This is a genomic window from Bradyrhizobium sp. USDA 3364, assembly GCF_054056355.1.
Genome location: NZ_JBSRYG010000002.1, coordinates 765,312 through 789,705, shown reverse-complemented (window position 1 = coordinate 789,705; position 24,394 = coordinate 765,312). Strand labels below are relative to the sequence as shown.

The 24,394-nt window shown below is 60.1% G+C and carries 17 protein-coding genes and 3 pseudogenes; 17 read left to right on the top strand and 3 right to left on the bottom strand.

The genetic code is table 11. The annotated features are described in order from the left end of the window. Positions 1-8: 8 nt before the first annotated feature. From ccoO to ccoS, 7 genes and pseudogenes are all read left to right on the top strand, one after another. A complete protein-coding gene (gene ccoO, locus ACVILL_RS03960; protein ID WP_456727947.1) occupies positions 9-743 on the top strand; it encodes a cytochrome-c oxidase, cbb3-type subunit II in 735 nt (244 codons plus the stop codon). Between the two features lie 11 nt (positions 744-754). Further along, complete coding sequence (locus ACVILL_RS03955; RefSeq protein ID WP_456727946.1) at positions 755-919, top strand: cbb3-type cytochrome c oxidase subunit 3; 165 nt, start codon at positions 755-757, stop codon at positions 917-919. A 6-nt stretch (positions 920-925) separates the two neighbouring features. Beyond that, positions 926-1,798, top strand: coding sequence for a cytochrome-c oxidase, cbb3-type subunit III (gene ccoP / locus ACVILL_RS03950; RefSeq protein WP_456727945.1), 873 nt, complete (start codon positions 926-928; stop codon positions 1,796-1,798). 74 nt (positions 1,799-1,872) lie between these two features. Beyond that, positions 1,873-3,342, top strand: coding sequence for a cytochrome c oxidase accessory protein CcoG (gene ccoG, locus ACVILL_RS03945; RefSeq protein WP_456727944.1), 1,470 nt, complete (start codon positions 1,873-1,875; stop codon positions 3,340-3,342). Between the two features lie 22 nt (positions 3,343-3,364). Next, positions 3,365-3,865: a FixH family protein gene (locus ACVILL_RS03940; protein ID WP_456727943.1), complete on the top strand. Its 501-nt coding sequence runs from the start codon at positions 3,365-3,367 to the stop codon at positions 3,863-3,865. A 12-nt stretch (positions 3,866-3,877) separates the two neighbouring features. Beyond that, entirely contained in the window at positions 3,878-6,064 is a 2,187-nt protein-coding gene (locus ACVILL_RS03935; RefSeq protein ID WP_456734156.1) for a heavy metal translocating P-type ATPase, read from the top strand. Further along, positions 6,064-6,222 (top strand): annotated as a pseudogene (gene ccoS / locus ACVILL_RS03930) (cbb3-type cytochrome oxidase assembly protein CcoS); the annotation flags it as partial. The gene ACVILL_RS03935 and the pseudogene ccoS, both read left to right, overlap by 1 nt. A gap of 131 nt (positions 6,223-6,353) precedes the next feature. Here ccoS and ACVILL_RS03925 read toward each other — a convergent pair. Beyond that, positions 6,354-6,565: pseudogene (locus ACVILL_RS03925) on the bottom strand (transposase domain-containing protein); the annotation flags it as partial. Between the two features lie 252 nt (positions 6,566-6,817). Here ACVILL_RS03925 and ACVILL_RS03920 point away from each other — a divergent pair. Then, positions 6,818-7,985: pseudogene (locus ACVILL_RS03920) on the top strand (IS110 family RNA-guided transposase). Between the two features lie 627 nt (positions 7,986-8,612). Here the strand turns inward: ACVILL_RS03920 and ACVILL_RS03915 are convergent. Continuing rightward, positions 8,613-8,972 (bottom strand): hypothetical protein, encoded by a 360-nt coding sequence (locus tag ACVILL_RS03915; RefSeq protein ID WP_456727942.1) that lies wholly within the window; start codon positions 8,970-8,972, stop codon positions 8,613-8,615. Positions 8,973-9,047: 75 nt separating this feature from the next. On the opposite strand from ACVILL_RS03915, the gene ACVILL_RS03910 reads away from it, so the two are divergent. The 4 genes from ACVILL_RS03910 (at position 9,048) to ACVILL_RS03895 (ending at position 14,995) form a co-directional block, all read left to right on the top strand. Next, complete coding sequence (locus ACVILL_RS03910) at positions 9,048-11,564, top strand: Ulp1 family isopeptidase (RefSeq protein WP_456727941.1); 2,517 nt, start codon at positions 9,048-9,050, stop codon at positions 11,562-11,564. Positions 11,565-12,118: 554 nt separating this feature from the next. Further along, positions 12,119-13,633, top strand: a complete 1,515-nt coding sequence (gene istA, locus ACVILL_RS03905; RefSeq protein ID WP_456727940.1) for an IS21 family transposase — start codon at positions 12,119-12,121, stop codon at positions 13,631-13,633. Beyond that, entirely contained in the window at positions 13,630-14,442 is an 813-nt protein-coding gene (istB, locus tag ACVILL_RS03900; RefSeq protein ID WP_456727939.1) for an IS21-like element helper ATPase IstB, read from the top strand. Before istA ends, istB begins: the two co-directional genes overlap by 4 nt. Before the next feature lie 367 nt (positions 14,443-14,809). Continuing rightward, positions 14,810-14,995: a hypothetical protein gene (locus ACVILL_RS03895; protein WP_076829490.1), complete on the top strand. Its 186-nt coding sequence runs from the start codon at positions 14,810-14,812 to the stop codon at positions 14,993-14,995. A gap of 655 nt (positions 14,996-15,650) precedes the next feature. On the opposite strand, the gene ACVILL_RS03890 is transcribed toward ACVILL_RS03895, so the two are convergent. Further along, positions 15,651-16,202, bottom strand: a complete 552-nt coding sequence (locus ACVILL_RS03890; RefSeq protein ID WP_456727938.1) for a MarR family winged helix-turn-helix transcriptional regulator — start codon at positions 16,200-16,202, stop codon at positions 15,651-15,653. 683 nt (positions 16,203-16,885) lie between these two features. Between ACVILL_RS03890 and noeE the strand changes: the two genes are divergently transcribed. The 5 genes from noeE to ACVILL_RS03865 all read left to right on the top strand — a co-directional run bounded on the left by noeE (position 16,886) and on the right by ACVILL_RS03865 (position 23,033). Then, positions 16,886-18,145: a nodulation protein NoeE gene (gene noeE / locus ACVILL_RS03885; protein WP_456727937.1), complete on the top strand. Its 1,260-nt coding sequence runs from the start codon at positions 16,886-16,888 to the stop codon at positions 18,143-18,145. Between the two features lie 265 nt (positions 18,146-18,410). Further along, positions 18,411-19,310: a sulfate adenylyltransferase subunit CysD gene (gene cysD, locus ACVILL_RS03880; RefSeq protein WP_456727936.1), complete on the top strand. Its 900-nt coding sequence runs from the start codon at positions 18,411-18,413 to the stop codon at positions 19,308-19,310. Continuing rightward, entirely contained in the window at positions 19,310-21,262 is a 1,953-nt protein-coding gene (gene cysN / locus ACVILL_RS03875) for a sulfate adenylyltransferase subunit CysN (RefSeq protein ID WP_456727935.1), read from the top strand. Before cysD ends, cysN begins: the two co-directional genes overlap by 1 nt. Before the next feature lie 41 nt (positions 21,263-21,303). Continuing rightward, positions 21,304-21,501: a hypothetical protein gene (locus ACVILL_RS03870; protein ID WP_076829230.1), complete on the top strand. Its 198-nt coding sequence runs from the start codon at positions 21,304-21,306 to the stop codon at positions 21,499-21,501. Between the two features lie 476 nt (positions 21,502-21,977). Next, a complete protein-coding gene (locus ACVILL_RS03865) occupies positions 21,978-23,033 on the top strand; it encodes a HoxN/HupN/NixA family nickel/cobalt transporter (RefSeq protein ID WP_456727934.1) in 1,056 nt (351 codons plus the stop codon). The last annotated feature ends 1,361 nt before the right edge of the window (positions 23,034-24,394 follow it).

The window sequence follows — 24,394 nt, the reverse complement described above, 5'->3', positions numbered from 1 at the left end:
GTCATCGCATGTCTCTTTGGAACCGACACAAGTTCTTTGAGAAGAACTCGATCATCCTGATCGCAGGCATCCTTGCCGTGATCGCGATTGGGGGACTGGTCGAGATCACGCCGCTGTTCTACCTCAAGAGTACGATCGAAGTCGTGGAGGGCGTACGACCATATACCCCGCTTGAACTTGCAGGCCGCAACATCTACGTACGCGAAGGCTGCTATGTTTGTCACTCGCAGATGATCCGGCCATTGCGTGACGAGGTCGAGCGCTACGGACATTACTCGCTGGCCGCCGAGAGCATGTATGATCACCCGTTTCAATGGGGCTCGAAGCGTACCGGCCCGGACCTCGCACGCGTCGGCGCGAAATATTCCGATGAATGGCACGTCACGCATCTGACCAATCCCCGGGCCATCGTCCCGCGGTCGGTCATGCCCGGATACCCGACGCTGGCGCACACCGAGCTCGACCTGACCGACATGGCCGCACATCTGCGCACCAGCCGGGCGGTCGGTGTCCCCTATACCGAAGATCAGATCAAAAACGCGGTCACTGACTTGAAGACCCAGCTCGATCCTGACAGCGCGGACCTCGCCTCGTTCCAGAAACGCTATCCGAAGGCGGCTGTGCGCAATTTCGACGGAACCGTTGGCAATCCGACCGAACTCGATGCGCTCATCGCCTACCTGCAGATGCTCGGTACACTGATCGATTTCAAGATCTACGACGAAAAAGCCAATCTGCGCTGAAGGATCTTGTGATGAAGGCCGTCATTTCCATCGAGAACCTGGCGTCAAGCGTCGTCGTGACCCTCTGGACACCGTTGTTCGTCGGCATCTTCATGGCCGTTGTTGTTTATGCGCTGTGGCCCAGCAACAAGCGGCGTTTTGACTCTGCGGCGCGCATGCCGCTGTGCCGGGATTGACAGACCATGACTGACCGCAATGACTTCGATCGAATCTCCGGCCGCTCCACGACGGGACACGAATGGGATGGCATAAAGGAGCTCAACACGCCGCTGCCGCGCTGGTGGATCTCGACCTTCTACGCCACCATTCTTTGGGCGATCGCCTATTGGGTCGTCTATCCGGCTTGGCCGCTCCTCTCTAGCTACACGACCGGCGTATTTCATTATTCGGCCCGAGCGAGCGTCGCCAACGATCTTGCCGGGCTCGAGAGGCTGCGGGGCGAGAAGATGGCGGTTCTCGGCAAAGTGTCTCTGACAGAGATCGAGACGGACCCGGCCCTGCTGGCACTGGCCCGTGCCCGGGGCAAGACGGTGTTCGCAGACAATTGCGCGCCATGCCATGGCAGCGGCGGCGCAGGTGCCAAGGGTTATCCCAATCTCAACGACGATGACTGGTTGTGGGGCGGATCGCTCGATCAGATCCAGCAGACCATCCAGTTCGGCGCACGGTCCGGGCATGCCCAGGCCCATGAGGGGCAAATGCTGGCGTTCGGCCGCGACGGCATCCTCAGGAAAGATGAGATCGCAACGGTAGCGAATTACGTGCGATCGCTGTCTGGCCTGTCAACAGTCGCCAATTTCGATGCCGCGGCCGGCGCAAGGATCTTTGCCGACAATTGTGCGGCCTGCCATGGCGAGAACGCCAAAGGCAACCAGGAGCTTGGCGCGCCGAATCTGACGGACCACATTTGGTTGTACGGCTCGGACGAGGAGACGCTAATCGAGACGATCAGCTATGGCCGCGCGGGCATCATGCCGGCCTGGAGCGGGCGGTTCGATCCCATCACGATCAAGGCGCTTGCGGTCTATGTGCACTCGCTCGGTGGTGGACAATAGATGAGATGAGCCGAGAAGCCACCGGCCCATCGACGAGGCTAAGTCAGTCACCCGTGCCAGATGTAAGGTCGGCCATGAAGCTAGCCCTGGACAAGACTGGTTCGCGCGATGACCCGCCGATCGGCGAAGATGGGCCTCTCTATACGGCTCATAAGAAGGTCCATCCGCAGAGCGTCTGCGGCACTTTCCGCACCATCAAATGGCGGCTGATGGTGGTGTGTCTCGGCATCTACTATTTGCTGCCGTTCGTGCGTTGGCGTCGTGGCTTAGGCGCCCCCGACCAGGCGGTGTTGCTCGATTTTCCGAACCGGCGGTTCTACTTTTTCTTCATCGAGCTGTGGCCGCAGGAGCTTTATTACGTCACCGGGCTGCTCGTGCTTGCCGCGCTGGCACTATTCTTGATGAACGCTCTGGGCGGACGTATTTGGTGCGGCTATCTCTGTCCGCAAACGGCATGGACCGATCTGTTCTATGCGGTAGAGCGTTGGGTCGAGGGCGACCGTCGCGACCGGCTGAGGGCCGCTGCACGCCCGATGACAGTGGAGCGGGCGGCAAAGCGCGTGCTAAAGCACGTGGTCTGGTTGATGATCGCTTGGTGGACCGGTGGTGCCTGGGTGCTCTACTTTGTCGACGCGCATACATTGGTGCGCGATCTGGCGACATTCCAGGCGCCCGCGATCGCCTATATCTGGATCGGGATCCTGACCGCTACGACATACTTGTTGGCCGGCTACATGCGCGAACAGGTTTGCGTGTATATGTGCCCTTGGCCGCGTATCCAGGCCGCGCTCACCGACGAGTGGGCACTCAATGTCACCTACAAATACGATCGCGGCGAACAGCGCTGCTCATTGAAGAAGTCATTCGATCTGCGCGCGCGGGGCGAAAAGATCGGAGACTGCATCGACTGCAATCAATGCGCGGCGGTCTGTCCGACCGGCGTCGATATTCGCAACGGCGCCCAGCTCGCCTGCATCCAGTGCGGGCTATGCATCGACGCCTGCGATGCCGTCATGAAGAAGATCGGGCGCGCAGGTCGCCTAATCGGTTACGACAACGACATCAATATCAGGCGCCGCATGGAAGGCAAGTCGGAGCTCTTCAAGCCGGTACGCCCGCGGACGATCGTATATGCGTCTTTGATCTCGGTCGTCTGTGCGATGATGCTTTATGGGTTGTTGTCCAGAACACTGCTCGACGTCAACGTGCTGCACGATCGTAATCCGATGGCGGTCAGGCTGAGCGATGGTTCGATTCGCAACGGCTACACGGTACGCGTGCTTAACAAGCTCGCCTTCGACCGCGTCATTGCAATCGACATCGATGGGCCACCTCAAACGTCCGTGCACGTCGTCGGCGTAGATTCTGTGACCGTGGAACGACCGACGATTGTCTTGGCTCGCGATACTACGACAGAATTGCGTTTATTGGTGACCGCCCCGGCCGACGACACGTCGGAACGGTCGATGCCGGTCACATTTCGGGTCACCGACATTGGCCTCGGTGAGGTCGCCTCCGCAACGGACCACTTCGTGTTCCCCTAAGATTACCGACGGGATCTTGCCAATGACCGCATCAATTCCAGTCGCGCGGCCCATCACCGGACGCTTTGTCCTGATCGCCATGCTCGCTTTCTTTTCGGTCGTGATTGGCGCCAATTTGATCATGATGCGTTTTGCCATCACGACGCTGCCGGGAACAGAGGTTGACAGCGCCTACAGCGCGAGCCTCGCCTATCAGCGTGAAATCCTGGCGGCGCGGGAGCAGAACGAGCGAAGCTGGCAGGTGCAGGTACATGTCCAACGGCAGTCCGATGGCCGGGCGGTGCTTGCGATCGAGGCACGCGATCGCGCAGGCGCGCCTCTCGTAGGAATGAATTTCCTGGCCCGGCTCGAGCGGCCGGTGGACCGCCGGGCCGATCGCGCGATCAATGTGGCGGAGGGCAGTGCTGGAACCTACCGCGGGGACGTCGAGGGGGTCGCTATCGGGCAGTGGGATCTCGTGATCGAAGGCGGCACTGACGGCCGCCGCATGTTTTTTTCGAAAAATCGCATCGTCTTGGACTGAGGGCATATGAGCATGCAGGATGACGTCGACTTTTCGCACTATTTGAAGAGGACAGGAACGGGCTTCATCCAACTCGACCTCGCGGTAGAAGGGATCAATTGCGCGGGCTGCATGGGCAAGATCGAGCGCAATCTATCGAGCATTCCGGACGTGATCTCGGCGCGCGTGAATCTCACCGACAACCGACTGGCGCTGGAATGGAAAGCAGGCGCGCTCGATCCAGCGCTGTTCATCAAGCGGCTCGCTGAACTGGGCTATCGGGCATATCCCTTTCAGCGGGACGACGCGGAGACACTGGAATCGGAGCGGGCGCGGGACTTGCTGCGGCGGCTGGGCGTGGCTGCTTTTGCCGCGATGAACGTGATGATGCTCTCGATCCCGGTATGGTCCGGCAATGTCTCGGACATGCTGCCCGAGCAGCGCGACTTCTTTCACTGGCTCTCCGCGCTGATCGTGCTGCCGGCCGCGGCTTATTCGGCGCAGCCGTTCCTCTCCTCAGCCTTTACCGCGCTACGGGCTCGCCGGGCCAATATGGACGTGCCGATCAGCATCGGCATCTTGCTCGCGTTGGCGACTTCGCTGATCGAGACTGTCGCTCATGCCGAGCATGCATATTTTGACGCGGCGATCATGTTGATCGCCTTCCTGCTCGCAGGCCGCTATCTCGACCAGAACATGAGACGGCGCACCCGCGCCTTCGCCGGGAATCTTGCCGCGCTCAAGGCGGAGACCGCCGCGAAGTTCATAGGCCCGACGGAGATCAGAACAGTTCCGGCATCAACGATCAAACCGGGGGACGTCGTGCTGGTGCGACCCGGCGAATGCTGTACCGTCGATGGCGACGTGATCGAGGGCCGCTCTGAGGTCGATCAAAGCCTCATTACGGGTGAGACCTCGCCCGCGCTCGTGGCGCCCGGCAGCGCAGTGTTCGCCGGTACATTGGTGCGATCGGGCACCTTGCGCGTCCGCGCGGTGGCTACCTCGGAGGACACGCTGCTCGCCGAGATTTCTCGGCTACTTGATCATGCCCTGCAGGCGCGCTCGCGCTACCTGCGCCTGGCCGAGCGCGCGTCGCGGCTCTATGCACCGATCGTCCATGCAACTGCCTTCCTGACGTTGCTCGGTTGGCTTGCCTCTGGCGCAACCTTCCATGATGCGATCGTCACGGCGGTCGCCGTCTTGATTATCACCTGCCCTTGCGCGCTGGGTTTGGCTATACCCGCGGTACAGACGGTAGCCTCCGGCGCGCTGTTCCGGTCCGGGGTGCTGCTCAACGCCGGGGATGCGATTGAGCGTATAGCGGAAGTGAACCGGGTGGTCTTCGACAAGACCGGAACGCTGACATTGCCGGAGCTCGATGTCGCCAATTTCGCCAGCATTCCCGACGATGTCGTCCAATTGGCGGGCCGGCTTGCATTATCGAGCCGCCATCCGGTCGCCGCTGCCGTGGCGCGAGCTGCCGGCGCAAGCGAGCCGCTGGCCGATATCGAAGAGGAGCCGGGGCAGGGTGTTAGGGGGTACTATCAAGGATCGGAGATCCGGCTCGGCCGCCCGTCCTTCTGTTTCGCTGACATCCTCGTTGAGGAGACTCTTTGCCGTGATCCAGAGGCTTCTATCGTCGCCTTTAGTCACGGCGACAGCAAGCATGTCTTCGCCGTCCGCCAACGCATGCGGCCAGACGCGCCCGAGGTCGTCGCAGCCCTCGCGAGCCTTGGGATAGAAGTAGAGATCGTGTCGGGAGATCGCGAGGCAGCAGTTCGGCGCACGGCCGCGACGCTCGGCATTCAAAATTGGCGCGCCGGCGTCTCACCGACGGATAAGGTCGCCCGGGTCGAAAGCCTGACAGGTGAGGGATACAAGGTACTGATGGTCGGCGATGGCTTGAACGATGCACCCGCGCTTGCAACGGCTCATGCCTCGATGTCGCCTGTTACGGCCACTCACATGAGCCAGGCGGTCGCTGATGCGGTCTTTCTCGGTGAGCGTCTTCGGCCCGTGATGACGGCAGTTATGACCTCGCGCGAGGCGCTGCGGCTGATGCGGCAGAACCTATGGCTCGCTGTCGTCTACAATGTCCTGGCGGTGCCGGTTGCGATCGCCGGTCTGGTGACGCCGCTGATTGCCGCCGCGGCGATGTCAGGTTCGTCGGTGCTGGTCATGCTCAATGCGCTGCGGGCGCGAAGGAGCGACGCAACCTGATGGAGGTCCTACTCTATCTGGTTCCACTCGCTCTTGCACTGGGCTTCGTTGGCCTGCTCGGCTTTCTGTGGTCGCTAAACAGTGGTCAGTATGACGATCTCGATGGCGCGGCTTGGCGCGCCCTCGCCGATGACGAGCCCGACGAGGCGCCGGTCCAAATAGTGCAGATGGGCCAGCGTGATTGCGACGGTCTCCGCTCTGAGGAGAAGTGCTATCTTGGCCGTTCCGGTGGTCCGCGGCGCAGCTGAGAGACGCACGGTTGCAAAGACATGCAGTGACAACTTGTTGATCAGGGCAATTCGTGCAGACGCGATGCGGGAAGATTGGCGATACGGGCGAGGACGTGGTCGAACCAAGCCTTGGGGGTGACCTCTTGAGGCGACAGGTCGTGATCGCCGTCAACATGATGGCGGCCCGGTTGGCGCAGCGCTGGCTGCCGGCGAAGGTCCAGTTCCACCTTCCCAAAACGATGCCTCTCAATGCACGCTCTGCACAATTGTTAAAGGGCATGATGTTTTCAGCGCTCAAACCCGGTGGAGAGGACTGGTCGTCCGGATTAGTCTGTCGAAGCCGGGATAGGGGCGCTGGAGCACGAAACGGTGGCGGGCCGCCATGACCATGAGCTGTGAGCTCGCTTTGTTACTTGGCCGCCCCCTACGACTTGCCCGGCCGCGCTGCGAGCGCAGATCCGTAGATGTCGTGCAAGCCACTGGCTCCTAAGACAAAGGAGAACCAAGCATGCAAATCGTTGGTATGGACATCCATCGATCGTTCGCCCAGGTGGCGATCCTGGAGGACGGAACAATAATCCGACAGCTCCGCGTAGATCTCATCCACGATCGGCTTGTCGCCTTCGCCAAGACACTCAGCCTCGAGGATGAGGTAGTCATCGAGGTGACGGGCAACAGCGCGGCGGTCGAACGTCTTCTGCGCCCGCACGTTAAGCGCGTGGCGGTCGCCAATCCGAGGCTCGTTCGGGCGATCGCCTATGCGCGGGTCAAAACGGACAAGGTCGATGCTGCGACCCTGGCAAAGTTGCATGCTGCCGGCTTCTTGCCGGAGGTCTGGGTTGCTAACGAGGGCACCTACAGCCGCCGGCGCCAGATGGCCGAGCGCGCTGGCGTCCTGGCGCAGATCATCCGGATTAAAGGACGCATGAAGGCTATCCTGCATGCCAACCTCATTCCGCCCTACAAGGGCTATCTCTTCGGCAAGCGCGGACAGCATTGGCTGGACAGTCTGCCTCTTCCTCCGGAGGAGCGTGCAATGCTCCGCGTCTGATCGCGGAATTCGAACGCGTGACGAAGCAACTGGCGGGATCGACAAAGTCGTGGCCCAGCAGGCTCTGGACGATCCACGGGCTCTCAAGCTGATGACGATCCCCGGCGTGAGTTCGGTTGTCGCATCGAGTGTACTGGCCTCCATCGGCGACATCGCACGCTTCCCGTCGCCGGATAAGCTCAGCAGCTATTTCGGGTTGACTCCGCGGGTTCGGCAGTCAGGCGAGCACTCGGCATGGCCGGATCTCGATGCAGGGCAACCGTGACGCCCGCAAGATGCTGGTTGAGGCGGCGTGGTCAGCCAAGACGGCGCCGGGTCCGTTGCGAGTATTCTTTAACCGCACGCAGAAAAAGCACGGGGCCGGGGGTCGCAGCCGTCGCGACGGCGCGCAAGCTCGCAGTCATGATCTGGCACGTCCTGACGACCGGGAAGGACTACGCTTACGCGCGGCCAGCGTTCACCGCGATGAAACTTCGGAAGGTGGCTCTGAAGGCTGGGGCTCCCCGTGCCTACGGGCCGGGACTATTGGATCAAAGAAATCCGCGAACGGGAAGCTGGTTACGTCGCACGCGTCGAGCAAGCCTACGAACGCATGGTGGCTGCCTGGAAGGAAAAACCAAAAAAAGTTGCCACGAACTGAAGGTAAGGACTTCTCAACACCATCCGTGGTCAAGCAGATCCTGCCTCCGTCGAGGACGCGGGCGAAATCGTGCCAGCGCCTGAGCATGTAATTCAGAGGTGTCACGACCTCGAAGGGCAGTGCGCTCTCCAACAATCGCTCAGCCGCATGCCAGTCTTCCTTCGCTTTCTTGTCCTCGCTCAGTCTCTGCAGTTCCGTTATCTCACCCCGATCAATGCGCTGCCAAATTGTTATCCGCTTACCGATGAACCTCTTAGCCAACCCATGCGACGGTAACCGGCGTCGAGATACGGCACGACAGGGAAGTCGTCCGGTAACACTTTTAGTGAGGCAATGCGCTCCTCGATGTCACGAGCAATACCCTCACTTTGGATAGCTGATGAGAGAGCGAATGAAGGAGGAAGGAATCGCGGAAAGGCTCCTGTGGCGCCGCCGTATGCCGCTTTTGCAACGAGAGCAATGACGAGTCCTCGGCTCCCATGCCCCGGAAGCTTCATTGACCGCGAGAAAGGTAGGTCCTGAAACCCATGAAGCTTGCGACGATTGAGAGCCGCGGGGGGATTTTCACTCTGCGGGTGTGGCGATGCATTGTTCCACAAGCGACGGCCTCGTCAGCTTCTGGAAAGCCTATCCAGATAAGATCAGCTCAATTGATTTCTTGGACGTGAGGCTGGCGTGGACCCGTATAATTCCGATCCATCCAATGTAACCGCTTGGTCCCAGGTGCAGCACGCCGTCTTGGAAGAGCACCAGGGCGGCCATGCCGGGCAAGCGGGCTTTGAGCAGCACTTGGCCGAGGCGCGCCCACCGGATCCGGGTCCTGTCTCCGGTGGCGGCCGCAACCACCATCCCCATCTCTCTGCAGAACATCGGGGCACTATCGATAAGGCGATTGCCCAATATGCGGATCAGAAAAAGCCAAACCCGAAGACGGTTAAGCGCTATACTCAGGCGCTTCGCCGACTTGGAAATCATCTTGGCGCTCATCGCCTAACGATTGTTCTGGGGGACCACGAGTCCTTGGTCCGTCACGTCAAGACTTACTTCCCAAAGGACGAGGACATGAAGAAGGGGTTGAATATCCTTCGTTCGTATCATGATCCGAGCTATGGAGCTTCTGGCGGGCGGCCGCGCACGATCCCCTCAGCGGAAGACGCGCCCCTCTCAGAGCGGCTTAATGCCAGCGGCATGACGTCGGGCAGCGCTGCTCGTCATGATCGTAGTCTTCGCAGATTTTCCAATGCGCTTAAACTTGCGGGCTACTCGATATCCGGGCTAGACCACGCTGCGCGCATTGAATTTGCTCAGAAGTTGTTCCCGAAGGACGAGCATCTATTGTTCGCGTTACGCAAGGTCGGCGATGCCGAGCACGTTTCCGGAGCGCGTGCGTCTCGGAAACCCCGCGGTCATGCTGTCCCGTCCCCCACATTGCATCTTTATCCCGATGACGCCCACATCATTGATAGCCTGGAAAAGGCAGAGCTGAGCCTGCTCAAACCCGAGGATACGAGCCGGAGAAAAGTTGTTCAAGATCTGGCCGGCAACCAACGAAGATTCGGTGCTTGGCTCCAAAGGAACGGGCGAGGGAGCATAGTGAGCCGGCTCACCGGCACCAGTGAGCAGCAAAAGTCGTTGAACGACGATCACACGGACTTTAAAAAAGCCAGTCGAAACGCTGACATGGGCTTCGATCGTCTTCGGAGCTACCTATGGCTCGTCAAGGCGAACGCAGCGCTGGGCGTCTCCCCTGAGCAGGCGGGTGGGGAGCCGCGGCGTGAGGAGTCGAGCTCAACGTGGTCGCCGCACCTGCCTCACGATTTTGAGTGGCCGACGCCGGAAGCGGTACCAGAGGGGTCGTCGGCGATCTACCGAGGCCTCGACTCTTTCGTTGACCTGCCATACACGTCGCCGGAAGTGAGAGACGATGCTCAGTCAGCGCCGGTGGGTGGGGCTGCCGCCAGACCGCCGCTCTTCACCGGACCATCGGACGCGCCGGTTCAGTCGGCAGACACCTTCCGCGGTCTTCAGTCTTTCGTTGATCTGCCGTACACGCCGCAGCAGATGCTTGACGATGCTCAGTCAGCGCCGGCGGGCGTGGCTGCCGCCAAACCGCCGCTCTTCACCGGACCATCGGACGGGCTAGCTCAGTCGGCAGACACCTTCCGCGGTCTTCAGTCTTTCGTTGATCTGCCGTACACGCCGCAGCAGATGCTTGACGATGCTCAGTCAGCGCCGGCGGGCGTGGCTGCCGCCAAACCGCCACTCTTCACCGGACCATCGGACGGGCCAGCTCAGTCGGCAGACACCTTCCGCGGTCTTCAGTCTTTCGTTGATCTGCCGTACACGCCGCAGCAGATGCTTGACGATGCTCAGTCAGCGCCGGCGGGCGTGGCTGCCGCCAAACCGCCGCTCTTCACCGGACCATCGGACGGGCCAGCTCAGTCGGCAGACACCTTCCGCGGTCTTCAGTCTTTCGTTGATCTGCCGTACACGCCGCAGCAGGTGCTTGACGATGCTCAGTCAGCGCCGGTGGGTGGGATCGCCGCCAAGCCGCCGCTCTTCACCGCACCATCGGACGCGCCAGCTCAATCGGGAGATACCTTCCGCGGTCTTCAGTCTTTCGTTGACCTGCCCTACACGCCGCAGCAGATGCGCGACGATGCTCAGTCAGCGCCGGTGCTCAGCCCTGCCGATAAACCCGCGTTCCTCGTCGGGCGGCCGGGCGTACGTCAGGCGCTTGAGGACATCGGACACCGAGTCGACGCGGATTGGCAGGATGGGCGTCAGCCGGTGCCGGATTTCTTTCGCAATGTTCGGGATAACATCGGGGTCCCGCCGCCCCAGTCCAGCGGCCCAACCCAGGTCTCCGTCAATGGTGAGACCCGCTCGATCCCATTGGGGCCGCTAGGACGCCGCGGTGCGCAGGTCATCCATCATCCTCGCCCGTCTCCCGTCCCGGGTGCTCAGATCGGCCCCTCGGCTACCGTTGCCTCTTCCGGCCAGCGTAGCGAAGCCGTGCTGGGCCCCACGCAGTGGCTGGGTGACGAGCATATCCACCGGGACTATGAGCTCCTGGCGCAGGAGTTGCTGCAGAACAATCCGGATCTCGCCGCCCGGACTCGGTTCGTGGATCCCCTGATAGCCCAAATGTTGCGATCCCCCTCCAAGGAGGTAGCCGAACGAGCATTAGGGTGGGTTCGTCATGATACTGCCGACTTCCTGTTTCTGCCGGTAAGCGATGCCAGCAATACGGATAGACATCAGCGCGGCAGTCACTGGTCGCTGCTGTTGGTTGATCGCCGCAATTGGGGCGGACCGGCCGCCTATCACTATGACTCCACCCAGGGATACAATGACAGGCCGGCAGCGGAACTCGCAGGACGGCTCGACGCTAACCTGCAACAGGCCCCGATAAGACAGCAGCAGAACGGTTATGACTGCGGCGTCTTTGTCGTGGACGGCACCCGTGAACTTGTAAGACGATTGGCAGCAAGACGGCCGGACCTGGACCTCACCGATCTTGTCATCAGTCGACCGGCACTGCGGGACAGACTAGGCGCTGGTGTCGGCTTCAGCTGAACAGGGCGCGCGCCTGTAAATGCGCTTCGCGCCGATCGAAAATCCGCAATCGGTGTGTTCGCAAAGCATCATAGTGTCTCACTTGAAGAGCTGAGTACGCAGACGACGAGACCACCTGATCGACGCATGAACGCGGGCACGGCGAGCTCCATGGATGGCATTGCGCGAAGGCAGGCGACCTGCTGATCGGCGGGCCTGTCGGCTCGGCGCAGGTCTGACAGTCTAGACAGCGCAGCGCGCCAAGCCTAGTAGGCCGACCGTGGTAGAGATTGCTACGATGTTTCACGGTCCTCGAGCGTTGAGCCTGCACGCTCAATACAAATCACGAACATGCCTGATTCGGAGTTTGTTCAAGCTTTGCGGCGCGGCAATCAGGATGGAAGTGGAGCGTCAATCAGGATGAGAGAGCTTCGCCGGGCTCGTGACGCAGGGAGGGCGTAGCCCGACCTGAGTTACGAGCCCGGCGACGGCGCGATCCACAGGGGACCGCGCCGTCTGGTGATCGCGGCCGGCTGGTTATGCAAGTGGTTCTTCCGCCAAGAGGAATCACTCGCGTGCCCGGCCGACACATCAATGATCACCAGATGAGGCTCTACATGAAGTACCGTCAGACCGATAGCCCGCCAGGGGCCGCTGCCAAGGCGTCGTTCAGTCCGTCAACCGCGTATCGGATCGAGAAGGATCCCCGCCTGCCATCGCAGAAGAAGGGTGAGCGCGGCCGTCGCCGGCCGGACCCGTTGGCCGATGTGTTTGAGACAGAGGTGGTGCCAATGCTCAAGGCCGCCCCCGGCGTGCGGCCGGTTGCGATCTTCGAGGAGATGTTGCGGCGCCATCCTGAGCTCGGAGCTGGAATCCGCCGCACGCTGGAGCGCCGGATCCGCGCCTGGCGGGCGATCCACGGCGAGGAGCAGGAGGTCATCTTCCGCCAGACCCACGAACCGGGCCAGGTCGGCCTGTCCGACTTCACCGACATGGGCGAGCTTGGGGTCACCATCGCTGGCGTGCCGCTCGATCATCGCCTCTATCACTTCCGGTTGGCCTATTGCGGGTTTGAGCACGCCCATGTCGTGCTTGGTGGCGAGAGCTTCGTCGCTTTGGCCGAAGGGCTGCAGAATGCCCTGTGGTCGCTCGGTGGGGCACCGCGGGAGCATCGGACCGACAGCCTGTCGGCCGCCTTCTGCAATCTCGATCGCAATGCGAGGGACGATCTGACCCGGCGGTACGAGGACCTCTGCGCCCATTACGGCATGCGGCCTTCCCGCAACAATCGCGGCATCGCCCACGAGAACGGGGCGATCGAGAGCTCGCATGGCCATCTCAAGCGGACGATCGCCGATGCGCTGCTGTTGCGCGGCACTGCCGACTTCGATGATCTCGCCGCCTACCGCGGCTTCATCGACGAGATCGTCAGCCGCCGCAATGCCCGCAACGCCAAGCGGATCGACCACGAGCGCGCCACCCTGCAGGCGTTGCCAGATCGCCGCACCTCGGACTACGAGGAGGTGATTGTCCGCGTGACGTCAAGCGGCGGCTTCACCTTGCGCAAGGTGTTCTACACCGTGCCGTCACGCCTGATCGGCCACCAGCTGCGGGTGCGCCTTTACGATGATCGTCTCGACGTGTTCGTCGGCGGCACTCATCTCGTCACCCTGCCGCGTGGGCGGCCGCATCCCAACGGCAAGCACGACCAGGTCGTCGATTATCGGCACGTGATCCATTCCTTGCGGCGCAAGCCGATGGCGCTGCTCAATCTGGTCTACCGTGATCGGCTGTTCCCGCGCGAGGCCTATCGTCGAACCTTCGACTCCTTGCGCGAACGGCTGCCGGACAAGAAAGCCTGCCGGCTCATGGTCGATCTGCTCGCGCTGGCGCATGAGCGCGGTTGCGAGGCCGACCTCGCCGGTCAGCTCGCGGCTGACCTTAACGCTGGCCAACTGCCCGACCTCGGACGGCTGCGCGCCCACTTCGCGCCCGATCCTGCCTGCGTGCCGCAGGTCATGGTGCAGCTTGCCCCGCTCGCCAGCTATGAGTGCCTCATCGGCGCCGGCCAGATCGGAGACGCCGCATGAACACGGCCAACACAGTCGACACTGGGCGCCTCAATCTGTTGCTCAACGAGCTGCGGCTACCCGCCATCAAGGTGCTATGGCCACAGTTCGCCGAACAGTCCGACAAGGAAGGTTGGCCGGCGGCCCGCTTCCTCGCCACCATCGCCGAGCATGAGATCGCCGAACGCGGCCGCCGTCGCGTCGAGCGCCATCTCGTCGAGGCGCGGCTGCCCGCCGGAAAGACCTTCGACAACTTCGACTTCGAGGCCGTGCCGATGATCTCCAAGGCGCAGGTGACTGCGCTCGCCGCCGGCGACAGCTGGTTGGGCAAAGGTGCCAATCTGCTCCTGTTCGGCCCGCCCGGCGGCGGAAAGAGCCACTTGGCGGCAGCCATCGGTCTCGCCCTGATCGAGAACGGATGGCGCGTCCTCTTCACCCGCACCACCGATCTCGTCCAGAAGCTCCAGGTGGCGCGGCGCGAGCTCAACCTCGAGGCCGCCATCAATCGTCTCGATCGCTTCGATCTCATGATCCTTGACGACCTCGCATACGTCACCAAGGATCAGGCCGAGACCAGCGTGCTGTTCGAGCTCATCAGCGCACGCTACGAGCGGCGTTCAATGCTGATCACTGCCAATCAGCCATTTGGCGAATGGAACAGGGTCTTCCCGGACCCCGCCATGACCCTCGCCGCCATCGATCGCCTCGTCCACCATGCCACCATCGTCGAGATGAACGTCGAGAGCTATCGCAGGCGCACCGCGCTCGAACGAAAGCGCGGTCCAGGACGGCCGCCTTCGCACGCGACACCCAAAACTGTCGCTGATTGACGCTCCGCGACAATCAGAGTTCAACAAAACTCTTGCGCGCGACAATCATCGCGGCAATCATCACCACGCCGCGACACCGACTCGCCATCCTGATCGTCGCGCGCTTCCCACCCAGATTGTCGCGCTATAAAGCTTACCGTGCCTGCTTGCTCACGTCCTTCCAGCAACATGTTGGTCTGCGGGCATAGCTTCGAATAACCAAGCGAAGCCTCTCAGGACGGCATCTGTTACTAGGTTTACAATAGTTGAGGTGCTTTGTCTTCTGAACACATATGATGGCGCGAGTTCCTATGATTGCCTCTTTTTTACAATCGTCGCTCCGAAAAAACTATGCTACAAGCCGCTCCTCTCAAAAGGAGCATTCACTGTGAAAAAAGCAACCAAGAAACGCGTTAAGCGGCGCGAGTGGACCAAGGCAGATATCAAGGAGCTCAAGGTCCATTCGAAGGCTCGGACCCCCGTCATAAAAATCGCAAAAATGACCAAACGCAGCGTCGGTGCGTTGCGCCAGAAGGCGCTAAATCTCGGAATAGGGCTCGGACATCAGCGATAGCTTACTTAGCAGGCTGGTGGCCGGCACAGTAGGGCGGCTCGCAGGCCGCCCTTTACGGCCGTTGAAACTTGTTTTGCAGGGCCTGCCAATTGCTGTGGATAGAGCTTTTCACGCGCTTGCTTTGTCACTGCAGTGCTTCGTCATCTTCGAGGTTAAAGGAGTACGACCGCGAAGGCCGCTTTGCTCTCACCGATCGAGAGCGAAGACAATCGGACGATCGGTCCTGCTTCGAATGTTTCCAGGCTGGAAAGGTTTCGATGGTCGCTCGTTCCCATTAAGGGTTCGAAGAATGTGAGGGATCGCTGTTAAGGGCCACGATTGTCCTCGGTGACGGCGAGAAGGGGAGCTCCAACTAGCAAGCCGCATCGCTGCAAGTCTTGACACCTGCGCCTCCGCTGTCGAAGCTCATGCTAGGCTAAAGCTTTGGCGTAAGCGGTGGCTGCGGACCTTGTTGATGAACTTGAGCTGCCAAGCGATAAGGCGCGCTCAGCAGCAACTGAAAAAGCGCTCTGCTGGCAGACGGCGGTGGAGCGATTGCGTGCTGAACCCATCATCACCTGCACGCCTTCGGCGGTGTGAAGGGACCATAACCACCTTCGACCGCGCCGCCTCACGAAATCTTCGAAGGCCGGGAGAGTCGGATGGTTAGCCAGCTTCATTTCTGACGATTGCTCGTTTTGGTCTTCCGGATGCCAGAGCGGGCCTTCTCCAAGCGGTGCCTCACTGCGGCCAGCCCGGTAATGAACTCGCTTGATCCGGCGCGACCGAATTCGTCAAAAGCCTGCACATCCAGCGCCTCCTCTCGAGGCGTCAACCTTGCGAGATGCTTGCGCGTTTTGGCGGTCAGCGACATCTCAACTACTCGCGCATCGGCTGTGGATGGCTTGCGCCGCAAGAATCCCTTTTTCTCCAAGATTTTTGAGTGGGTCGTGACGAAGGAAGGATCGACGTGCATCAAGCGTGACACCAGGTTGACGGACACACCTTTTTCTCTGCCCAGATAGTCCACTGCCATCAGGATCATCCACTGTGGCCCAGTGATGCCAAGCACATCGGCACGAAATTTGGCGAGTTCTTCGAGGCAGGCATTGATCGATCTGATCTCCCACATGAACGGCCGGAATATCTCCTGTCCGTCAGTGGAGATACGATAAGGCGCGGTTGCTGGACTAGGTAAATCCGGCGGCATCGTGGGCCAGGGTTCCATCCTTTACAGACTTCCATTAGCGCGGATTAGAAATCGGGACAACGCCGCAAGAACAAGCAAGTCAGATAGTTGGTACAGTTCGGACAGATGGGAGGCTTGCGACGGGCAGGTTGGTAGACGTGCAAAACGCTCATTGTGTTGGCCGAGCAGCGGCAGGCAGTTGCGCCGGGACCGATATCGCGCGCTGAAAAGATTTGATCCGACCTGCCATTTGAGATGCCCTCATTCTTTGTCCCGCTCGCCGGCCTGTCCGCTCTATTTGTCGAACTTCTCCGGTGTACGCCGAGCACCGGGGAAGTGCATGTTGCATTTACGTCTTCAATGGGCTGGCAAGCAGCATCGCGTCGACTGTATCTGATATCGCCCCATGCCCCGCGGTCGTTGCCCGGTAAACTTCCGTATAGTTCATTCCATCTTTCCCATATGCGAAGCAGACCTTCGTGCAGTTGCGCTGGTCCTTGACTTCGCCCTAACTGTGGAGCAATCGGGGTCGATCGCAGCTGTCAAACGCTTCTGCGATCCCCGCCCAACCGATTGAACTTAACGGCTCTCAAATCATGAGTGGCAGGCGAAATCCTCGTAGCAGTAACGCTTGGTATGCGAGCGGACGCCTCAACTGAGGCTACGGCCGGCTTTATTTCGCTCAATCGAACGCGGCTCGCTCTTCAAGAGGGACCAGAATTATGAGTAGTGCTTCTGGCCGTTCGCCTGCGGTCTGCTTTCTCCTCGGACTTCCACGAGCCGGGACGACACTCCTGGCGCACCTGCTCCAACGCCATCCAGACGTCCTGGCTCCGCCTGAACCTTGGTTGATGTTGGCACTTGAAGCTTTTGGAAGGGTGGATCAACGCCACCCGGCAGGACCCTCGTTGATTGAGGTCGCAACCTCCGAATTCCTGGGGCGCATCGATCGGACGATTGCCATCCGGGCTTTCGCCGATGCAGCATACGGTCAGTACCTGACAGCAGCAGGCAAGCGGATCATCATAGACAAAACGCCACGCTATTGGACGGCGCTCGAATTCCTTGAACGTGTCTATCCAGAAGCGCCACACATCCTTTTGCTGCGCAATCCTTATGCCATCGCGGCTTCACTGAAATCCACGTGGGGCGTCCCGCTTCGGGCCGAGAGCTCCTATTCGGTCAGCGTCTCCAGCCTCGCCGATCTCATGCTCCGGCTGCCCGATGTCATCATATCTTCACTTGCCGATTTGGTTCTGGGCTTTCCCAGGCTGGCAGCGCACCGCACGCGCGCGCAGACACAGCTGGTGCGATATGAACTCCTGGTGGCGCATCCGGATCAAGAGATTCGGCGCCTGCTATTGGGACTCGGCTGTGATCCGGCGGCCGCCGCATATGCGAGCATGGGACAAGTAGATTATCTTCGATCCAGCAGCTTCGGAGATCGAAAGATCCTGGAACGAAACGCGGTCGATCAACGCTCTCTCAAGACATGGCAATCCCAACTAAGCGTCGAAGAGATGCAAACCGTGACCGACCTGGTCGGCACCAAGCTTTTGACAGAACTCGGCTATGAGGGGGAACTGCTGCTTGCACAGCAAGCCGGAGTTGTCGATAGGGGACCTCATCTAACTGAACTCTATCGACAGATATTCCGAACCTGGTGGGATTTGCGAGCTGGCAAGGCGGCAGCATCGTCCGGGCCATCTCAATCCCAGCAAGTCCACACTGCTCGGCAGCTTCCAGAGAACTTTCGTGCCACGTGCGACATGTCCGTGATGCAGGCGCAAGACTTGTCCGCCCCCGGCTTTGCCGAAAATTTGCTGCTGGCCGATCCAATGAAAGCGCAGCTGCAACAGGCACTGTTGGCGTCAGAAGCTGATCGAGCTGCAGGGCTCGATGCTATTCGGACTCGCGACGCGGCTATCGAGATATTGCGAGGCGAGGTCGCTCGGCTTGAGCAGATCGTCAATATGGCTTAGGGTGATGGATGCTTGCGATCAAAACACGCTGGCTGATTTAGCCAGACTCCCTACCACTCAACGAGTTGATCTGCGCCAATAACGTGTGAGGCAGGCGCCGGCGGCACCACGGTGGAATGCGACATGCCCCGAGAGTGTCAGTCAGTCCGCTGCCCAACCGGCAGTTGATCGCTTGGATAGCGACGCGCACCGGCGAGCTCGCAGCCGACATTCCTCCTCTGGGCCGGGGCTGCAGAACCGGGATCCTGCATCGAAAAGAACACATATGCTGCCAAAACATCTGCGCCGGCTTGAAGCTGAATCGATCGAAATCATGCGTGAGGTGGCCGCCGAGTTCAAAAGGCCGGTCATGCTTTACTCGATCGGAAAAGACTCGAGCGTTTTGCTGCACATCGCAATCAAGGCGTTCTATCCGGCAAAATTGCCTTTCCCCCTGCTTCACGTCGACACGACCTGGAAGTTCCGCGAGATGATCAGCTTTCGGGACGCGACGGCCAAGCGGCTCGGCGTCGAGCTGATCGTCCATGTGAATGAGGAGGGCATTGCACGCGGCATCAATCCGATCGACTCCGGCTCGGCGCTTCATACCCAGGTGATGAAGACCGACGCCCTGAAGCAGGCGCTCGAGCTTTACGGATTTGATGCCGCGCTTGGCGGAGCCAGGCGTGACGAGGAAAAGAGCCGCGCCAAGGAACGGATACTGTCCTTCCGTTCGGCCGGACACGTATGGGACCCCCGCAACCAGCGGCCGGAGCTCTGGAGCCTGTTCAACACGCGGATACGCCAGGGCGAAAGCATGCGCGTGTTTGCGATGTCAAACTGGACCGAGCTCGACGTATGGGAATATATCATGCTCGAAAAAATCCCGGTCGTCCCGCTTTACTTCGCAAAGCAAAGACCGACGGTGCGCCGAAACGGCGCGGCGATCATGGTCGACGACAGGCGATTGCCGCTCAACTGCGATGAGACGCCGCAAATGCGCATGATCCGTTTTCGCACGCTGGGATGTTATCCCTTGAGCGGGGCCATTGAATCCGATGCGACGACGATCGAAGACGTCGTCGCAGAAATGCAGACTGCGTCGGTGTCGGAGCGTCAGGGACGCCTGATTGATGCCGATGAAGCCGCTTCTATGGAGAAGAAGAAGCGGGAAGGTTACTTCTGATGACTTCCATAGCAATATCGAAACCTGTCCACCCTAGTGCAAGGGACCAGCTGCGATTCATAACGTGCGGCTCGGTGGACGATGGAAAATCGACCCTGATCGGCCGGTTGCTGCACGACAGCAAGATGATCTACCAAGATCAGCTTGCGGCAGTGAAACGCGACAGCATCAGGCACGGCAGCGCTGACATCGACTTCGCGCTGCTCGTGGATGGGCTCGAGGCCGAACGGGAGCAGGGCATCACGATCGACGTCGCCTACCGCTTCTTCACGACGCCGCGGCGCTCTTTCATGGTGGCTGACACTCCCGGTCACGAGCAGTACACCCGCAACATGGCAACCGGTGCCTCGAATGCGCAGCTCGCAATCATCCTGATCGATGCCCGCAAGGGTGTGTTGGTTCAGACCCGCCGCCACTCCTTTATCTGTTCGCTGCTTGGCATTCGCCATGTTGTGCTGGCAGTGAACAAGATCGACCTTGTCGCATACAGCAAGGTTGCTTTCGATCGGATCGTCGCCGGCTATCTGGCCTTTGCCACCGGCCTTGGCTTTAGCTCGATTGTTCCGATCCCGATCTCTGCCCGCCATGGCGACAACGTCGTTGACCGGTCCGCTCATACCAAGTGGTATCATGGTCCATGCCTGTTGGAGCATTTGGAGAGCGTCGATATCCAGTTCGACACCGCAAGCCAGGCTTTCCGCTTTCCAGTCCAATGGGTGAACCGGCCCGACCCGGATTTTCGCGGCTACGCCGGATCGGTGGCTGCCGGCAGGATCTCGGCCGGCGACGAGATCGTTGTCGCCGCATCCGGACGGACCAGCCGAATCAAGCGGATCGTGACCCATGACGGCGACCTTGCCGACGCCGAAGCCGGCGATGCCGTCACCATTACGCTGGAAGACGAGATCGATATCGGCCGTGGCGATCTTCTGTCGCGGCCAGCCGAACGACCCAGCGTCGCCGACCAATTCGCCGCTTATCTAATCTGGATGGACAACGAGCCGCTCGCTCCCGGACGAAATTACATCCTGCGGATTGGCTCGCAGACGGTTGCCGGCGGCATTACCGCAATCAGGCATCGGATCGATGTCAACACATGTGAGCACCTGGCGGCCGAGACGCTTTCTCTCAATGAGATCGCGTTCTGCAATGTTGCGACTGCACTGCCCGCCGCATTCGATCCTTACGACGTCAACCGGAAAACCGGTTCATTTATCGTCATTGATCGTTGCACCAATCGCACGGTCGGTGCCGGCATGATTGCGTTTCCGCTGCGGCGGGCCAGCAATGTTCCCTGGCAGACGCTTTCGGTGGGCAGGGGTGAGCGCGCCGCGCTCAAGGATCAGAAGCCTTGCGTCGTCTGGTTCACCGGTCTGTCGGGCGCGGGGAAGTCGACGATCGCCAACATGGTTGATCAGAAGCTGTTCGCAATGTCGCGGCATGCCATGCTGCTGGATGGTGACGACCTCCGAAACGGATTGAACGCGGACCTAGGCTTCTCGAAGCCTGAGCGGGTGGAGAACATTCGGCGCGTCGGACACGTCGCCAAGTTGATGCTGGACAGCGGATTGATCGTGATCTGCTCGTTCATCTCCCCTCACAGGTCCGAACGAGACATGGTTCGCAGCCTGATCGGCAAGGACGAGTTCATCGAAGTCTTTGTCGATACGCCAATCGAGGAATGCGCAAGGCGGGATCCAAAGGGTCTCTACTCAAAGGCAAAAGCCGGTGAGATCAAGAACTTCACAGGCATCGATGCGTCCTACGAAGCTCCGATAAGGCCGGAAATTCATCTCAGGACGATGGAGCAGGCCCCAGAGCAAGCCGCGGAAGTCGTCGTCGACGCCGTGATGGCGCGCACTCCTCTGCGACGAGCAGCGATAAACCTGTCGCTTCGTCGTCGCGGATGCCGCTCACCAGCCTACTGGTCTGGCAAAGGCGACTCGGGTTAAGTGGGAGCATCGATCGGATTCGTCGATGCTGAAGGATTAAGATGGTTGCATCCACTCGTCGATTGCCTGCTTCCGGCTATGTGCTCGAAGTCGACGGTCAATTGAAAACCGAATTCGCGACAAGAGACGGAGCCTGGGCAGGAGCGCAAGAGCTCAAGAAGCGCCGTCCCATGCTCCAGGTCAGAGTCTATGACGCCATGACGAAGGACAGAGAGGAAGTCAGCCTTCCAGTCGCCTGAGTGTTTCAACCGACCTTTTTTCTGCGTGCGCGGCTAGCGCCGCGCCAGGTTCTCGTGCAGCGGAGCCGCGATGTCCTGGCGCCTCGATCTCGTCCGCAATCCGGGATTGAGAGGCAAAGCTACCTCTTTTTCCTGAGCCACTGTGTCTCACGATCTTCGCCAACGAGTCGCGCGACGTCGGCTGACGGCGGGACAGAAGCCGCACGAAGCGGCCCAGCACGTTAGCCCAGCAGAGCGGCACAAAACCTGCATCGCGAGGGGGCACCAGCCCTGAGATAGGAAATGCCACTCAACTCCACTGCCGTTGCGACCAGCGCGATTGTCCATTTCGTGCCGCGAATGGTGATGATCATCGAATGCTGTATCCGTCGGTTCGTCTTCAGCCTGAACGAACCGGCTTTGACGCGCGCGGCACTTATGAAGCGAGGGACGTTCGTGGTCGAACTCATCCTTGGATGCGCTGCCGAGGCAAGATCATGTTCGCATATCTAAAGCTTGCCATAGACGACGCATCGGTTGCCTCGCGTAGTCGGATCATCTCGCTCTATGCCTTCTGGTTGGCCATCAATTGCTTCGCCTGGACTTGGGCCATCGTGGCGCTGTCAGAGCGGCCGACGCTGCTGGCGACAGCGTTGCTGGCCTATGTGCTCGGCCTTCGGCACGCCGTCGATGCCGATCATATCGCGACCATCGACAATGTCGTTCGAAAGCTGATGCAGGATGGTAGACACCCCCTCGCGGTCGGACTTTTCTTCGCCCTTGGTCATTCCTTGTCGGTTGCAGTGGCGGTCGCCGCGATCGCAGCTGCGGCGCTCGCGCTGCAAAGCGGTTTCCAGGAGTTCCGGGCGGTTGGCAGCATCATCGGCACCGGTGCATCGGCCTTCTTCTTGCTGACGATTGCCGCCATCAACCTTGTGATCCTACGGGATGTCTGGCGGAGCTTTCAGCGTGCGCGGCGTGGCGAACACATCGGAGAGCATGAGTTCGATCTGCTTCTGTCCGGTCGTGGCTTGCTGTCCCGGCTCTTGCGCCCGCTGTTTCGCATGGTGACGGCGAGCTGGCAGATGTTCGCGATCGGTCTGTTGTTCGGCCTCGGATTCGATACCGCGACGGAAATCAGCCTTTTCACCGTCGCAGCCGGGCAGGCTTCGGGAGGGCTGGACTTCAGTACGGTAATGATATTTCCGGCTCTCTTCACCGCCGGCATGATGCTCGTTGATACGACCGACAGCGTCTTGATGGTCGGCGCGTATGGCTGGGCTTTCCTCAATCCGATCCGCAAGATCTGGTACAATCTGACCATTACGGCCATCTCAGTCGTCGTGGCGCTGCTGATCGGCGGCATCGAGGCACTCGGCCTGCTCGCCAACAAATTGGCGCTTGAAGGCACCTTCTGGAGCGCGGTGGACGATCTCAACGGGAGCTTGGCCAATTTCGGCTATCTCGTGGTCGGCATCTTCCTGGCCAGTTGGGCGCTGTCATTTGCGATCTATCGCTGGCAAGGACTCGAAAAGCCGCTCAAGCCGGGGTGAACTCATATAACCAAATGAGCTTCGGCACGCGGAAGCCTCCAAGCTTATGCGCGATCTGATGCGCGAAAGCATCTCGGTCGACGAGTCTCCGCTCGGCATGGGGACCTCCTGCATGATTCATCCCTCTAGTCTCAGACTTGACAGTTTTGTGGGAATAGGATTGTCGCTACAAGCGGGGCTGAACTGAGCCACGCCAGGTCCGGCGGAGGCCATTTGGCTCAACGAATGCCACAGCTGTCCCTCATCGTTGATAGCAGACATTATGTCTGGTGGCTCCCGAGCTGCAGGGGCACCGGTACAAACGACATCAGGCGGATGCGCGTTCCAAAGCCCAGCAAGGTAGATGGTTGGGTCGTGACGGTCGCCATAAAGAAAAATGGCTATGACAAACGGCTTCAAGCACACAAGCTGCGTGACTGGCGTCGCCGGCGCGACCGAAGCCGTGGCTGTCCAAGAAGGCGGGCATGCCAATGCCGCAATCCTCAGCGGTCCGATGCAAGAGGGCAACTGCGACGGTCCGCGTTCGGCCGACGCGACTATCGTTGCACGTGATGGACAAGATCGAGCTAATTATCGCGCGTTTTCGGCGTCATTAGCTCCGTGCGTCTGACATCGAACAATGTCGGGTTCAATACCACCGGCCCAAGCGACATCGAAATGGCCGATTGCAGGCGTTCAAAACTGCATTTGCGCTCCATGGCCAAGCGCGGTTAGTCCCGGTGCTCTACTGGTTTGCTTTGTCCGCAATCGCTGGCGGGGTGGCTTGGTTCTGCGACCAGAACCAGAAACCTCCGAAAATTGAGCTCGAAAATCGCCAATAAAAGAGCGGCAACACCTCCGAGGACATCAGTCATCGTCTGGCCTGCCGCACATCTGGGCTAGTCCGCTTCTCCGCCTTTCGATGTCGTGCAATGTTGGCATCGCTCTTGCTGGTGCACAACAGACTCAGTCGAATGCTTAAGAAGTCGCTCAATGGGCTCGTGCCGCGTGATCAACTGCTTCGTTTTCCGTCGAACGGCTTTACATGTCCGTCAAGCGCCTCAAGGAACGAAACGTCCGCGTCTTCGACGCGTCGAGCTCTGATCGACGGCTCGCTAATCGTCGCTAGAGGTGACCGGACGTTGGTTCATCAACTCAGGCGTACTGACCAGCTCCTGCATTTGAAGCGACCGCGGATCGGCCTGCCTACCTCAGGACTGCGGATAGATAGCTATTTTTTTATCGACGACGATCGACGCGGTACACGACCAATGTGGGAATGGGACAATCGAAGACGATCTCGGAGGCGCACCGCGGCAGCGCCGCCAGTCTGCGCTGCAGCGTGCGCACTTTCTCGGAACTGATCGCACGAGCCGGAGGGG

What these genes read in the sequence shown, in the direction of transcription:
- ACVILL_RS03910 (WP_456727941.1), top strand. Translation starts at nt 9,048, where the DNA reads ATGAAGAAGGGGTTGAATATCCTTCGTTCGTATCATGATCCGAGCTAT.
- cysN (WP_456727935.1), top strand. Translation starts at nt 19,310, where the DNA reads ATGACTTCCATAGCAATATCGAAACCTGTCCACCCTAGTGCAAGGGAC.
- ccoO (WP_456727947.1), top strand. Translation starts at nt 9, where the DNA reads ATGTCTCTTTGGAACCGACACAAGTTCTTTGAGAAGAACTCGATCATC.
- ACVILL_RS03955 (WP_456727946.1), top strand. Translation starts at nt 755, where the DNA reads ATGAAGGCCGTCATTTCCATCGAGAACCTGGCGTCAAGCGTCGTCGTG.
- ACVILL_RS03935 (WP_456734156.1), top strand. Translation starts at nt 3,878, where the DNA reads ATGCAGGATGACGTCGACTTTTCGCACTATTTGAAGAGGACAGGAACG.
- ACVILL_RS03915 (WP_456727942.1), bottom strand. Translation starts at nt 8,972, where the DNA reads ATGAGCGCCAAGATGATTTCCAAGTCGGCGAAGCGCCTGAGTATAGCG.
- ACVILL_RS03870 (WP_076829230.1), top strand. Translation starts at nt 21,304, where the DNA reads ATGGTTGCATCCACTCGTCGATTGCCTGCTTCCGGCTATGTGCTCGAA.
- ccoG (WP_456727944.1), top strand. Translation starts at nt 1,873, where the DNA reads ATGAAGCTAGCCCTGGACAAGACTGGTTCGCGCGATGACCCGCCGATC.
- ccoP (WP_456727945.1), top strand. Translation starts at nt 926, where the DNA reads ATGACTGACCGCAATGACTTCGATCGAATCTCCGGCCGCTCCACGACG.
- ACVILL_RS03865 (WP_456727934.1), top strand. Translation starts at nt 21,978, where the DNA reads ATGTTCGCATATCTAAAGCTTGCCATAGACGACGCATCGGTTGCCTCG.
- noeE (WP_456727937.1), top strand. Translation starts at nt 16,886, where the DNA reads ATGAGTAGTGCTTCTGGCCGTTCGCCTGCGGTCTGCTTTCTCCTCGGA.
- ACVILL_RS03890 (WP_456727938.1), bottom strand. Translation starts at nt 16,202, where the DNA reads ATGGAACCCTGGCCCACGATGCCGCCGGATTTACCTAGTCCAGCAACC.
- ACVILL_RS03940 (WP_456727943.1), top strand. Translation starts at nt 3,365, where the DNA reads ATGACCGCATCAATTCCAGTCGCGCGGCCCATCACCGGACGCTTTGTC.
- istB (WP_456727939.1), top strand. Translation starts at nt 13,630, where the DNA reads ATGAACACGGCCAACACAGTCGACACTGGGCGCCTCAATCTGTTGCTC.
- cysD (WP_456727936.1), top strand. Translation starts at nt 18,411, where the DNA reads ATGCTGCCAAAACATCTGCGCCGGCTTGAAGCTGAATCGATCGAAATC.